Raw genomic sequence first — 13,464 nt, 5'->3', positions numbered from 1 at the left:
CCGGCCATCCTATTGACGCAATTCGGGGGGAGCACCGCGTGGCCGTTCCACCGCGGGCTTGGGAATGAAGTCCGTCTTGGCCGGCTGGGGTATCGCCGGATCGGCGGGGTTGGAAAACCACCCGGCCACCTCGGCGTCGTCATCGTCTGCCGCGTGCCTGGCCGCCTCATCGACTGGTGACGGCTCGAACCGGAACACCCCGTCCTCGCCCTGCTTACCCAGCAGCCGGGTGAACCCTTGCAGGGCCGCATTGAAATCGCTGGGCACCACCCATACCTTGTTCGCGTCGCCGCGAGCCATCTCCGGCAGGGTCTGCAAGTACTGGTAGGCCAGCATCTCCGGAGTCGGCCTGCCGGCCTTGATCGCGGCGAACGTCTTCTCGATGGCCTTAGCCTCGCCTTGGGCTCGCAAGTAGGCGGCCGCCCGTTCACCCTGAGCGCGCAGCACCCGGGACTGCCGGTCGGCTTCGGCGGCGAGAATCACCGCTTGCTTCGCCCCTTCGGCCGCCAGGATCTGGGACGTCTTCTGACCCTCGGCCTGCATGATCGCGGCTTGCCGGGTGCCCTCGGCGGTCAGGATCATCGCGCGCTTTTCGCGGTCGGCCTTCATCTGCTTCTCCATGGAAGCCTGAATCGACGGCGGCGGGTCGATGCTGCGCAACTCCACCCGGGCCACCCGCAAACCCCAGCGGCCGGTCGCCTCGTCCAGCACGCCGCGCAACTGCGCATTGATCTGGTCCCGCGAGGTCAACGTCTGCTCGAGCGTCATGCCGCCGACGACATTGCGCAGCGTGGTGGTGGCCAACTGCTCGACACCGACTATGTAGTTGCTGATCTCGTAGACCGCGGCTTGGGGCACCGTGACCTGGAAGTAGACGACCGTGTCGATGTTCAGCGTCAGGTTGTCCTCGGTGATGACGGGCTGCGGCGGGAACGACACCACCCGCTCGCGCAGATCGATCCGGGCCCGGATGCGGTCGATGAACGGCACCAACAATGTGAGCTGCCCGCTGACCGTGCGGCTATACCGACCCAGCCGCTCGATCACCGCCGCTTCGGCCTGCGGTATCAGGGCGACCGACTTGGCCACGATGATCACCGCGAATATCACCAGAACGGCCAGGAGCACCAGGCCGGTAACCGCACCTTCCACAAGCTTCCTTTCTCGAAGCGCTATCCGTTCTTGAAGACCACCGCGGTCGCACCGTCGATGTGCACGACGGTGACTGATTGGCCGGGTTCGTAGACGTCGCCGTCGTTGAGCGGGCGCGCGGTCCACACCTGACCGTCGAGCTTCACCTGTCCGGCATCGTGGGCCACCCGGTCGAGCACCAGGGCGTTCTTGCCTTCCAGCGCCTTGATACCCATCACTTGGCCTTTGGCGGGCGTCAGCCGACGCCGCAAGGTCGGCCGAACCACCGCCAGCAGCAGGATCGAGACGATCATGAACACCAGTCCGTCGACCCACACGGGCCAGTCGGCCAGCCAACTGGTGCCGGACGCCGCCAACGCGCCGCCGCCGAGCATCAGCAGGAACATGTCTCCGGTGAGCGCTTCCGCACCGACCAGCACCAGGGCTGCGATCAGCCAAATCAGTGCCATCGACATGGGCACAGAATACGCGTGATCTCCGACAATCCACCCTGACGGCGACGAACAACTACACTGCCAGATCATGTGGTGCCCCAGTGTTTCGCTGTCGATGTGGGCCAATGCCTGGCTCGCAGGCAAGGCCGCGCCCGACGATGTCCTGGATGCGTTATCACTATGGGCGCCAAGACAATCGGTGGCGGCATATGACGCCGTCGCTGCGGGCCACACCGGATTGTCGTGGCCCGATGTGAACGATGCAGGCACCGTCTGCCTGCTGCAGACGCTGCGTGCCGCGGTGGGCCGTCGGGCACCGGGGGCACCTGACCGCCTGCACGGGACGATCAACGTGGTCTTGCCAGTGCCGGGTGACGTGCGCGGACTGGCCCCGGGAACCCAGTTCGAGCGTGACGCGATGGCCGTTGGCGAGGCGGTTATCATCACTAATCCCGAGGGCCGGGGAACCACGATAGGCCTCGTCCCCGAATACACCTATACCGATCTCGATGATTGCTCCGACGACTCGGCGGAGTCGAGTCCCGAATTGGGCGCGCTGACATGGATGGTCTACTCGCTGCCCGGTGCACCGGTGTTCGAACAACACGACCTCGGTGATGCCGAATACGCGCTCCGGTCAGCGGTGCGATCGGCCGCCGATGCGTTGAGCACCATGGGCCTGGGGTCGGCCAATAGTGACATCGAAAATCCGCGCGGCCTCGTCGAGCAGTTGTTGGAATCCGGTCGGCAGCATCGGGTTCCGGAGCACGCCCCGACCCGCGCGTTACGAGTGCTGGAGAATGCGGCGCACGTCGATGCCATCATCGCGGTCAGCGCGGGCCTGAGCCGCCCTGCTGCGGACCGGATGGCGCCACGGCTGTCCTCTGTGCCGGAACCGCTTGGGACACAATCCTCGTCAGAAGGTCAGATCGCGACGAATGCGTTGCGACCGTTGACCGCCGTGGTGCGTTCGGCGCGCATGGCAGCGGTCAACGCGATCCTGCACTCGGCGTGGACTGACTAATTCATCAGTCGGCGGCGCAGTGCGGCGGACGGCACGGCTCACCGTTGTTACTGGCCAAACACCCCAGGATAGGTTCGGGGCCGCTAACGCGGGTCGGCTCGCGCCCGCACCGAAGTTCATCGATCAAATCCGCTGCCAGCCGGGCGAATCGGCGATCGGAATTGGGCGTTCCGGCACGCGCGAGCGCCACACCGAGTGCGTCGGCTTGCAAGAGCAACTCGTTGTCGAGATCCCAGACCACCTCTATGTGGTCGGCGACAAAGCCGATGGGACAGACGATTACGGCCTTGGTGCCGCTATTCGCCAGCGTCGCAAGATGGTCGCCGACGTCGGGCTCGAGCCACGGAACCTGCGGCGGGCCCGAGCGGGACTGCCAGACCAGGTCGTACTCGTCGTAACCCGCGGCGGAGGCGACAAGCCTTGCGGCATAAGCGACCTGACGGCTGTACAGGTTGGGCCCGCAGCGCTGGTCGGCAGCGATCGGAACGGAGTGCGCGGTGAAAACCAGTCGTGCGCCGGATGGCACCGTGCCGGCAGCCTTTGCGATTGCCTCGGCGAACATTTCGACAAACAGCGGGTGGTCGAAATAGGTTCGCAGCTTGATCAATTCGGGCGCCTCGGGACCGGCCGCAAGGCGCGCGCGGGCTATGTCTTCGACATACTGCGTGCAGCCGGAATAGCCACTCCACGCTGACGTGGTGAATACGGCTGCGCGCCCAACACCGTTGTCGCGCATGGCTTCAACGGTGTCTTCTATGTACGGTTCCCAGTTGCGGTTGCCGAAGTAGACAGGCAAGGGCTGCTCGTCTTGCAACTCGCGGATCAGTGCACGGTTGATGCCGTTGATCGGTGATACGCCACCGAAATGCAGGTAGTGTTCGGCGACGACGTCGAGGCGTTCGGGGGGCACATTCCTGCCCCTTGTGACGTTTTCCAGGAACGGCCGTACCTGCTCGGGGCCTTCCGGCCCGCCGAAGGACAGCAGCAGGACAGCGTCAAACTCCATTTGCTTCGCCGAACATTTCTAGAGTAATTGCGTGCTGGCGCCGCCGTCGGCGTAGATGATGGTGCCGGTCGTGGCAGGCAGCCACTCGGACAGCAGAGCGCATACCGTCTTGGCAACGGGCGTCGGGTCCTTCATGTTCCAGCCGAGCGGGGCACGCTGGTCCCAACCGTCTTCGAGTAACTGGATCTGAGCACCGGCCTCGTCACCGAGCGCGCCACCGACGATGGCGCTCATCGCGAGCGTCCGGATCGGCCCGGCGGCAACGAGATTGGAACGGACGCCGACCTTACCGGCCTCGCGCGCCACGAACCGGTTCACCGATTCCAGTGCGCTCTTGGCGACCGTCATCCAGTTGTAGGCGGGCATCGCGCGGGTAGGGTCGAAGTCCATGCCGACGATGCCGCCACCGGAGTTCATGATCGGCAGTAGCGCTTTGGCCAGCGAGGCATACGAGTACGCGGAGATGTGGATGCCCTTGGCGATGTCCTCGTAGGGGGCATCGAAGAACGGGTTGATGCCCATTCCGGTCTGCGGCATGAAACCGATCGAGTGCACCACGCCATCGAGCCTGTTGCCCTCGCCGATCACCTCGGTCACCCGGCCGGCCAGGCTGGCCAGGTGCTCCTCGTTCTGCACGTCGAGCTCGATCAGCGGAGCCTTCTCCGGCAGTCGGTCTGCGATGCGCTGAATCAGCCGCAACCGGTCGAAGCCGGTGAGCACCAGCTGAGCGCCTTGCTCCTGGGCGACTTTGGCGATGTGGAACGCGATCGACGAGTCAGTGATGATGCCGCTGACCAGAATCCGTTTGCCTTCGAGCAGTCCTGTCATACTTCGTCCGTTCTCGTCCGTCTTGATCTTCGTGGCTGTCTCAGTGACCCATACCCATGCCGCCGTCGACCGGGATGACCGCGCCGGCGATATAGCTCGCGTCCTCCGACGCGAGGAAGCTGACCGCGCCGGCCACCTCTTCGGCCGTGCCGACCCGTTTGGCCGGGATGAAATCGAGTGCGCCGGCCTGGATCCGCTCATCTAGTGAGCGGGTCATCTCGGTGTCGATGTAGCCGGGGGCGACAACGTTGGCGGTGACGCCGGCCTTGGACAGTTCCCGGGAGATCGAGCGAGCCATGCCGATCAGGCCGGCTTTGGCGGCCGCGTAGTTGGACTGGTTGCCGATGCCCCAGCTACCGGAGACAGAGCCGATGTAGATGATCCGGCCGAACCGCTTTTTCTGCATGCTGCGCGCCGCGCGCTGGGTCACCCGGAAGGCCCCGGTGAGGTTAGCGTTGATGACTTCTTCGAACCGCTCCTCGGTCATCCGGATCAGGAACGCGTCCTTGGAAATGCCGGCGTTGGACACCAGCACCTCGACGGCACCCTGGTGCGCCTCGACCTCTTTGAACGCGCGATCGACGGCGTCGCTGTCGGTGACGTCACACTCGACGCCGAACAACCCCTCGGGCGCGCCGGACCCGCGGTGGGTGACGGCCACCTTGTGGCCGTCGGCGGCCAGTCGCTGTGCGATCGCCAGCCCGATCCCCCGGTTTCCGCCGGTGACCAGGACTGAACGGGACACGAATGATGGCTTGCCGGCGCGCGGAGCGGCCTCGTTTTCTGTATCGGTGGCTGTGTCAGTCACCCCGTCAACCTATCGCCTCACCGTGGTTGGGCCGAAATTGGGCCAGCGACACACAGTTCGACCACGGACAAGTGGACTGATGAACCACAAGATCAGAATTGTATTGATAATTCACTAATGAACTAATAATTCAGTAGCGTACTGTTTGAACTGTGCACCCCTGTCCCGCCGACTTCGAGGTACGACGATGATTCGCGAGAAACTGAGCCTGGGACATCAAGCCGATGAGATCGATACTCGGTATCACCCCTCGGCGGCGGTGCGGCGCCAGCTGAACAAGGTCTTTCCGACGCACTGGTCGTTTCTGCTCGGCGAGGTAGCGCTCTACAGCTTCATCGTGCTGCTGATCACCGGAGTGTGGCTGACGCTGTTCTTCGACCCATCGATGGCCGAGGTCACCTACAACGGTGTCTACCAGCCGTTGCGGGGCATCGAGATGTCGCGCGCCTACGAAACGGCGCTGAACATCTCGTTCGAGGTGCGGGGCGGGTTATTCGTCCGCCAGATCCACCATTGGGCCGCGTTGATGTTTGCCGCTTCGATCATGGTGCACATGGCTCGGGTGTTCTTCACCGGCGCGTTCCGCCGGCCCCGGGAAGCCAACTGGGTGATCGGGGCACTGCTGCTGATCCTGGCCATGTTCGAGGGCTTTTTCGGATACTCCCTGCCCGACGACCTGCTGTCTGGCACAGGTGTGCGGGCCGCGTTGTCCTCGATCACCCTGGGAATCCCGGTGATGGGCACTTGGCTGCACTGGCTGTTGTTCGGTGGGGATTTTCCCGGCGACATCCTCATCCCCCGCCTGTACGCCATCCACATTCTGATCTTCCCGGGCATCATGCTGGCACTCATCGGGGTGCACCTTGCTTTGGTTTGGTTCCAGAAGCACACCCAGTTCCCCGGGCCCGGACGTACCGAACACAATGTCGTCGGCGTGCGGGTGATGCCGGTGTTCGCCGTGAAATCCGGCGCCTTCTTCGCTGCGATCGTCGGAGTGCTCGGCCTGATGGGTGGGCTGCTGCAGATCAACCCGATCTGGAATCTGGGTCCCTACAAGCCTTCTCAGGTCGCCGCGGGCTCGCAACCTGACTTCTACATGATGTGGACCGACGGACTGGTCCGGCTGTGGCCGGCGTGGGAGTTCTACATCGGGCACCACACGATTCCGGCCGCCGTTGCCGTCGCGCTGCTGATGGGCCTGATCTTGGGCCTTCTGGTCGTGTATCCATTCCTGGAGAGGCGGGTCACCGGCGATCGCGCCCACCACAACCTTTTGCAGCGGCCCCGTGACGTCCCGGTACGCACGTCAATCGGGGCGATGGCGATCGCGTTCTATATCGTGCTCACCTTCTCGTCGTTCAACGACATCATCGCCTATCTGTTCCATATTTCCCTGAACGCGACGACGTGGATAGGCCGCATCGGGATGGTGGTGCTCCCACCGTTCGTCTACTTCGTCACCTACCGCTGGTGTGTCAGTTTGCAGCGCAGTGACCGTGCTGTGCTGGAACACGGCGTCGAAACCGGCATCATCCGACGACTGCCGCATGGCGCCTACATCGAAATGCACCAACCGCTGGGTTCGGTCGACGACGACGGCCACGCCATCCCATTGCGGTACCAGGGCACCCCGGTTCCCAAGCGGGCTAACAAACTTGGCCTGGGTGGGCGCCCCGGCCTGGGCAGCTTCCTGTCGGCCGATCCGCCGTCAGAAGCGGCAGAGCTGCGCGAGGCGGCCCACGCCAGCGAACAGCGCGCGCTGACGGCGATACGCGAACGCCAGAACGGCAACGGAGCCGAGCGCTAAGTAGGCAACCGGCGGTTGATCAGCAGCGCGGCGATCCCGGCGATCGCCAGCACCAACGCACCCAGGCGGAGCCAGCCCACGCTCGCGTCACCCTTGATGGTCTCGTAGCCGATCTGCTGCTGCAGTGAGGAGTAGACCGCCTTCAACTCGGCCAGAGTGGCGGCGCTGTAGAAGTTTCCGCCGGAGAGTTGTGCGACCTTTTTCATCGTCTCGTCATCGACGGGCACCGGCTGACGCTGGTCGTTGATCTCCACGAATCCGTACGGGGTGCCGAACGAGATCGTCGAGATCGGTACGCCCTGGTCCTTGGCGGTACGCGCGGCGGTGAAGGCGCCCTTGGGGTTGTCCGGGTTGGTCGGCATCGTCTCTTTGCCGTCGGAGAACAACACGACGCGCGCCGGCGGAGGCGTGTCACCGCCGCCGATTACCGCGCCGACGGTGGCGATGGCCTGCAGGGCGGTGAAGATCGCCTCCCCGGTGGCGGTGCGGTCGGCGAACTGCAGCTTGTCCAGGGCCGCCTTGGTCGCGTCGCGGTTGGTCGTCGGCGACACCAGCACGGTCGCGGTGCCTGCATAGGCGATCAGGCCGAGGTTGATCCCGGGGGTGAGTTCGTCGGCGAACTGCTTGGCGGCTTCCTGCGCGGCCGCCATCCGGTTGGGTTCGACGTCGGTGGCGCGCATCGACTGCGACACGTCGATCACCAGCATCACCACCGCGCGGTTACGCGGAATCCGCACATCGTTGGTCGGCCCGGCCATCGCGATGGTGAACAACACCAGCGCGGAAACCAATAGGATCGCCGGGATGTGCCGCCATTTCGAAGGCCGTTTGGGCGCAACGCTTTCCAGCAACTCCATGTTGGCGAATCGCAGCATCCGCCGCTGGCGCGCGAGCTGCAGCACCACGTACAGCGCGATCAGGGCCGCGACGACGAGCAAGAACAGGAAGAACCACGAATGTTCGAAGCCGGACAGCGTCATCGGCCCGAGTAAGGGCAGCGTCATATCAAACCTGTCTTGAAAATATGAGCGTTGGTGTCATCGCGTGAGTGCCGGTCACCGACGCCCCATTGCCCCACGCCGGCGAGACGCGACAAAACGGACGATGTCGGCAATCCAGTCGCGGTCGGTGCGAAGACACATGAGTTGGGCGCCGCAACCACGAACGGTGCGGGCCACTTCGGCACGATGAGCCGCCGCCGCCCTCGCGAAGTCGGTTTGCAGCTGGGCATCGATGGTGAACTCGCGGGTCCGTCCGGATTCAGCGTCCTGCAGAATGACGTCACCGATGTCCGGCAGTTCGACGTCGCGGGGATCGAGTACCTCGATGGCCAGCACCTCATGACGAGCCGCGATCGCGCGCATCTGACGCATCCAGTTGATCGGACCCAGGAAGTCGCTGATGATCACCGCCATCCCGCGGCGGCGCTCCGGCCGGCGCAGCGCGTCGATGGTTTCGGCCAGGTCCCCGCGGACGCCGGCGGGAGCCTTGGGCGTGGTTGCAATCGAGCGCAGCATCGTGTGCACGTGCTCCCGGCCGGAGCGCGCGGGTACGCGAATCGTGTTGCTGCCGTTGGAAACCAGCGCACCGAGCCGGTTACCGCCACCGACGTTGAGATACGAGATGGCCGCCGCGGCCGCCACGGCGAGATCTCGCTTCTCGCAGACGGCCGTGCCGAAGTCGAGGCTGGCAGAAAGGTCGATGACCAGCCAAGTCTCCAGTTCACGGTCGGCGATCATCTGCCGCACGTGCGGATGCGTGGTCCGCGCCGTGACCGCCCAGTCCATCCGGCGCACGTCGTCGCCCGGCTGGTACATCCGCGACTCGCCCGGCTCGGATCCCGGCCCCGGGATCAGACCCAAGTGGTCACCGTGCAAGATGCCGTCGAGCTTCCGGCTGACGGTCAGCTCGAGGGTACGCAGCGCCGCCGACAGCTTCGGGTCGTCGAGGTTGCCGCGCTGGAATGACGGCGGATGGACGACCGCCGGCGTTTTAGAGTCGGTCACCGACCGCCCGCCGCGGCACCCTGCATCACCGGGCCCACCGAATGTCCTTGCTGAGGAACGGCATTGACTTGCGGCAACGCGACGGTCTGCATGATGCGGTTGATCACGATCTCCGACGTGATCTCGTCGGCGAGGGCGTCGTAGGTGAGAACCAACCGGTGCCGGAGCACGTCGGGAATGACGTCGATGATGTCCTGCGGGATCACGTAGTCACGTCCGCGCACCAGGCCCAGAGCCCGGGACGCGGCGATGATGCCGAGCGAGGCACGAGGCGAAGCGCCGAATGCGATCCAGGTCTTGACGTCGTTCATCCCCAACTGCTCGGGGTGCCGGGTGGCGGTCACGATCCGGACCACATAGTCGACCAGCGCGTGGTGGACGAAGCTGTTGGCCGCGACGCCCTGCAGTCGCAGCAGGTCGCCGGTGTTGAGGATCTGCTTGGCCTGCGGCGGCGTGACACCCATCCGGTAGATGATCTCGCGTTCTTCTTCGGGCGTCGGGTAGCCGACGTTGATCTTGAACAGGAAGCGGTCGCGCTGCGCTTCAGGCAGCGGGTAGACGCCCTCTTGCTCGATCGGGTTCTGGGTCGCCATCACCAGGAAGGGGTTGGGCAGCGGGAACCGCTTGCCACCGATCGACACCTGACGTTCGGCCATGACCTCCAGTAGGGCGGACTGGACCTTCGCCGGCGCACGGTTGATCTCGTCAGCGAGCAGGAAGTTGACCACCACCGGGCCGAGTTCGGTGTCGAACTCTTCCTTGCCCTGCCGATAGATGCGGGTACCGACGATGTCGGTGGGCACCAGGTCAGGTGTGAACTGAATACGCGCGAACGTCCCGCCCACAACCCGGGCAAAGGTCTCGACGGCCAGCGTCTTGGCGACGCCGGGAACACCTTCCAGCAGCACGTGGCCCTTGGCCAGCAGGCCGACCAGCATCCGCTCCACCAGCTGGTCCTGGCCGACAATGATCCGCTTGACCTCGAAAATGGCCCGCTCGAGGGTGTGCACCTCGGCGGCCAGCCCATCGGCTCCACCGTGCGCACTCAACGGCGCCTCCTGGGTGGGTGGGGCCGAATGCCCACCGTGACCCGGGTAACCGCCACCTGCCGTTGTCATCAATAACCCTCCACAGCTCGTTCGGACACGACTGCTGTCGCGACCATCGTCACGGGGCCGCGACGTGCCCGCGTTCAACTATTCCAGGCGTCTGGAACTCCGTCGACATCGCCGGTTCGCTATCAGGCGACTCTCAGGCGCGCCCTACCGGCTCAGTACTCGATGATCCTAGTCAGATATTGAGTCATGCCGGGTTTGCGTACCGGGCTGATGGTGACTTTGCCCGCGAGGCTGGAGGCCTCGAGCATCTGGCCGTTACCGAGGTACATGGTGACGTGCTGGCGTCCGTTGGGGCCGTAGAAGATCAGGTCTCCGCGCCTGGCTTCGTTTTGCGGGATGTGCCGCCCGGCCGTGTACTGGTCGCCGGAGAAGCGTGGAATCAGCACGCCGACACCGGCGAATGCGTACCGCATCAGGCCCGAGCAGTCGAAGCCATTGATGTTTGCCCCGTCGTCGACCCCGTGGCTGGGCCCGTCCAGACTCCCGCCACCCCACGAGTACGGCACACCCATCTGCGACCCGGCGCGCTGGATCACGTGCTCGATGGCCTGCCTGCCGTTGGCCCGCGGAATTTTGCTTCCGCTGGTGTTGGCACCGGCTGGAGTGGAACCACCCAGGTTGATGCCGAGGCCGCTGAGGAACTGCTGACCCAGATTGAGGGTGGTCTGCGTGGCCTGGGCGGTGACTTGCAATCCCGCGTTGGCGGCGGCGACCGGGTCCCCCGGCGCACCGGCGCTGACCGCAGCCGGCAGCGTGGGATCCCACTCTCCCGGCTCGGCCGCGGCCGGCGCTGCCAAAGCGATCACAAGCCCGGCTACCAGCCCCATGATCAGGGGCGGTAGCCAGGCTATGGAACGACGAAATCGTTTGTGGCGCATAGGACCTCGTTAATATTCGATATAGCGGATCACGAAGGGCGTCATGCCGCTGGTACGCACCGGAGCAGTACGCACCTTCAAACCGATGTCGGGAGCCTCGAGCATCTGGCCCTGGCCGAGGTAGATCGTCACGTGCTGGCTTCCACCCGGTCCGTAGAAGATGACGTCGCCGCGGCGCATCTGAGAGGTCGGGATTTTGCGGCCCATGTTGTACTGCGAACCCGAGTAGTGCGGCAGCTTGATGCCGACCCCGGCGAACGAGTAGAGGACCAGGCCCGAACAGTCGAAGCCGGTAATGCTGGCGCCCGAGTCGATGCCGTGACTGGGGCCGGCCGCGTTGCCGCCGCCCCAGGAGTAGGGCACGCCGATCTGCGACATCCCGCGGCGGATGGCGTACTCGGAAGCCTGCCGCCCATAGACCCGTGGGATCCGACCGGACGTGGCGCCCGCGGGGGCGTTCGTAATGCCCGTGTCGTCAGGCTTGAGGATGCCCAGCCCCTGCAGGAATTGCTTGCCCATGCTGGCAGTGACCTGCGCCGACGTCGCCGAATAACCCAACACCTGGTTAACCACAGCGATCGGGTCGCCGGGGATGTTGGCGCTCGGAACCTGCGGCAGCGACGGGTCCCACCCGTCCCAACGACGGCCTCCGCCCGGCCCGTTGGCGGAGTCCCACATTCCTGCTGGTGGTTCACCCTGACTGCCGGACGCCTTCCACGCGACCAGTTGTGCCGTCTGCAGCTTGGCTTCAGCGGCCTCCCGCTCGGCGAAGACGCGGTTGACTTCCTCGCGTTGTTCTTCGAACTTGCGGTGGGTCTCTCCAAGCGCTGCCGCCGCGGCTTCCTGACTGGTCTTGGCATCGGCGACAGCCTGATCCGCCTTCTGCTTGGCTTGGCGGGCAGTCGATTCCTTGTTGACCTGTTCGGTGCGCGCCCGCTGCAGCTTGGCGATCACCGCCTGAGAGCTGGCGGTCATGGCTTGCGTCGCTGCCGCAGCCGCGATGAGATCCTCCGGGCTGCGGGCGGTCAGGTACCCGTCCGACGGACCCCTCATGTAGGTGGCCGCCGCAAAGTTGTTGAACCGGTGTTGCGCAGTGGCGATAGCAGCGTTGGCGTCCTTTACCGCCTGCTCGCTGGCGTCGACTTCGTGCCCGGCGTCCTCGGCTGCCTCGCGCGCATCCGCGACAGCAACCAGCGCCTTATTGACGCTCTCCTCTTCCATTTCGACCGTGGCGCTCAGGTCCTCCAGTCGCTGGTTGGCCTTGGCCACGTTGGCGATCAGCACCGCCATCGAGTCAGCAGCGGGATCGGCTTTCGCCGTGCCGCATGCCAAATCCTGCGCGCCGAATAGCAATGCCACACTCAGCACCGCCGGTACGGCAGGCCGCACCAACCTGGCGGCGGTTCGCGAAGCACAGCCACGGCGTGTCCGTCTCATTAGACTTGGTTCTCCTATGGCCTAAATCTGCTGAACGGCGCCGGTTTTCACGGAAAGCGCCTTCCAGGAATCACACGGATTCACAAGAGTGATCACAAGCATCAAACGCACCGTACGTCACGCTTGTCGCTAAAGAAACGTAAGTCACAAACTGCACTCTGGAAGTGCGTTTACTGTGACCGAACAGTGACCTCTGGGGTTTGCCGTATGCGCCTTTCGGCGGGCTGGATCACTGCGGGAACAGGTCGTTGACCAGGCGCGATAGGTTAGTCGTCGCCCTCTTGGGCGCCTTCGGCCGCAACGGCGGGCGTTGCTGACTGCCTGCTGCGCAGCTGCCTGAACCGAGTGCCTACCGCGGCCCCAAACACTCCGATCAGCAAAACAATCGTGAACGCCGTCCACGGAAACTCGGGGGTGTTCAGTTCGTTGAGGAAGTTCTGCGCGGACTGCACCGGATTGCCGGTCTTCGAATGGTCCTCGCCCGCCTCGAGGGTGACCCGCGGGTAGTGCGAGCTATAGCTGCCGACGTAGCTGGGACTGAGCACCAACACGGTCGCGTCCGGGTAGTCGGCGCCGACGACGGTGGCGATGTCGCGGAGCGGGGTGTCGTTCGGCGGGTTGTGGTCGAGCAGGACGATCTTGAGGTTGATGCCGTCACCGCGGGCTTGACTGACCACGTCCTGCAGACCCTGTTCCGCTGCCGGCGCGGCGGCGACGCCGTCCGCGGCGATCTGCGCCTTGACCGAGTTGATGTCGACGTCCTGCGGAATGTATTCGGGCAAGAACGGAATCGTCTGCGGCAATGGCAGCTCGGCGAATAGTTCACGCCCGGTCATTGGTATCGCTCCTCCCGCGGTGCTAGGTGCACCGTACCCGGCGCCGCGCCCCGGCAGTGGTAACTGGGGTCTTCCGCCAGGAACCTCACTGGACAAGACTGGTCAACTGGGGTGCCACTTCTTGTAGGAC

Annotated in this window: 13 protein-coding genes; 2 read left to right on the top strand and 11 right to left on the bottom strand. The window is 64.7% G+C overall.

Annotated features, from left to right (window positions below; genetic code table 11):
* Positions 1-9: 9 nt before the first annotated feature.
* Together ACZY1I_RS30950 and ACZY1I_RS30945 are read right to left on the bottom strand one after the other, a co-directional pair.
* Positions 10-1,152, bottom strand: a complete 1,143-nt coding sequence (locus ACZY1I_RS30950; RefSeq protein WP_463761354.1) for an SPFH domain-containing protein — start codon at positions 1,150-1,152, stop codon at positions 10-12.
* Positions 1,153-1,172: 20 nt separating this feature from the next.
* A complete protein-coding gene (locus ACZY1I_RS30945) occupies positions 1,173-1,607 on the bottom strand; it encodes an NfeD family protein (RefSeq protein ID WP_463761353.1) in 435 nt (144 codons plus the stop codon).
* A gap of 67 nt (positions 1,608-1,674) precedes the next feature.
* Here ACZY1I_RS30945 and ACZY1I_RS30940 point away from each other — a divergent pair, with 67 nt between their 5' ends.
* Positions 1,675-2,610: a hypothetical protein gene (locus tag ACZY1I_RS30940; protein WP_463761351.1), complete on the top strand. Its 936-nt coding sequence runs from the start codon at positions 1,675-1,677 to the stop codon at positions 2,608-2,610.
* A gap of 4 nt (positions 2,611-2,614) precedes the next feature.
* On the opposite strand, the gene ACZY1I_RS30935 is transcribed toward ACZY1I_RS30940, so the two are convergent.
* The 3 genes from ACZY1I_RS30935 to fabG1 are packed head-to-tail and all read right to left on the bottom strand — an operon-like array spanning position 2,615 to position 5,252.
* Positions 2,615-3,616, bottom strand: coding sequence for a ferrochelatase (locus tag ACZY1I_RS30935; protein WP_463761349.1), 1,002 nt, complete (start codon positions 3,614-3,616; stop codon positions 2,615-2,617).
* Positions 3,617-3,634: 18 nt separating this feature from the next.
* Positions 3,635-4,444 (bottom strand): NADH-dependent enoyl-ACP reductase InhA, encoded by an 810-nt coding sequence (inhA, locus tag ACZY1I_RS30930; RefSeq protein WP_463761348.1) that lies wholly within the window; start codon positions 4,442-4,444, stop codon positions 3,635-3,637.
* A gap of 40 nt (positions 4,445-4,484) precedes the next feature.
* A complete protein-coding gene (gene fabG1, locus ACZY1I_RS30925) occupies positions 4,485-5,252 on the bottom strand; it encodes a 3-oxoacyl-ACP reductase FabG1 (protein ID WP_463761346.1) in 768 nt (255 codons plus the stop codon).
* Positions 5,253-5,439: 187 nt separating this feature from the next.
* Between fabG1 and qcrB the strand changes: the two genes are divergently transcribed.
* The gene (qcrB, locus tag ACZY1I_RS30920; RefSeq protein ID WP_463761345.1) at positions 5,440-7,059 is read left to right on the top strand and encodes a cytochrome bc1 complex cytochrome b subunit; all 1,620 of its coding nucleotides are present in this window, start codon (positions 5,440-5,442) and stop codon (positions 7,057-7,059) included.
* Here qcrB and ACZY1I_RS30915 read toward each other — a convergent pair.
* From ACZY1I_RS30915 to ACZY1I_RS30890, 6 genes are all read right to left on the bottom strand, one after another.
* Positions 7,056-8,063: a VWA domain-containing protein gene (locus ACZY1I_RS30915; protein ID WP_463761343.1), complete on the bottom strand. Its 1,008-nt coding sequence runs from the start codon at positions 8,061-8,063 to the stop codon at positions 7,056-7,058. The two genes, qcrB and ACZY1I_RS30915, sit on opposite strands and share 4 nt — an antisense overlap.
* A 51-nt stretch (positions 8,064-8,114) precedes the next feature.
* Positions 8,115-9,065, bottom strand: coding sequence for a DUF58 domain-containing protein (locus ACZY1I_RS30910; protein ID WP_463761342.1), 951 nt, complete (start codon positions 9,063-9,065; stop codon positions 8,115-8,117).
* Positions 9,062-10,183, bottom strand: a complete 1,122-nt coding sequence (moxR1, locus tag ACZY1I_RS30905) for a chaperone MoxR1 (RefSeq protein ID WP_463761340.1) — start codon at positions 10,181-10,183, stop codon at positions 9,062-9,064. The genes ACZY1I_RS30910 and moxR1 overlap by 4 nt, the downstream gene beginning before the upstream one ends.
* A gap of 152 nt (positions 10,184-10,335) precedes the next feature.
* A complete protein-coding gene (gene ripB / locus ACZY1I_RS30900) occupies positions 10,336-11,061 on the bottom strand; it encodes an NlpC/P60 family peptidoglycan endopeptidase RipB (protein WP_463761339.1) in 726 nt (241 codons plus the stop codon).
* Between the two features lie 9 nt (positions 11,062-11,070).
* The gene (gene ripA, locus ACZY1I_RS30895; RefSeq protein ID WP_463761338.1) at positions 11,071-12,498 is read right to left on the bottom strand and encodes an NlpC/P60 family peptidoglycan endopeptidase RipA; all 1,428 of its coding nucleotides are present in this window, start codon (positions 12,496-12,498) and stop codon (positions 11,071-11,073) included.
* Between the two features lie 266 nt (positions 12,499-12,764).
* The gene (locus ACZY1I_RS30890) at positions 12,765-13,334 is read right to left on the bottom strand and encodes an Rv1476 family membrane protein (RefSeq protein ID WP_463761337.1); all 570 of its coding nucleotides are present in this window, start codon (positions 13,332-13,334) and stop codon (positions 12,765-12,767) included.
* Positions 13,335-13,464 lie beyond the last annotated feature (130 nt).

The organism is Mycobacterium sp. IDUB_37, from assembly GCF_055419245.1.
The sequence above is the reverse complement of the archived record's forward strand: the minus strand, read 5'-3'. Positions and strand labels throughout refer to the sequence as shown.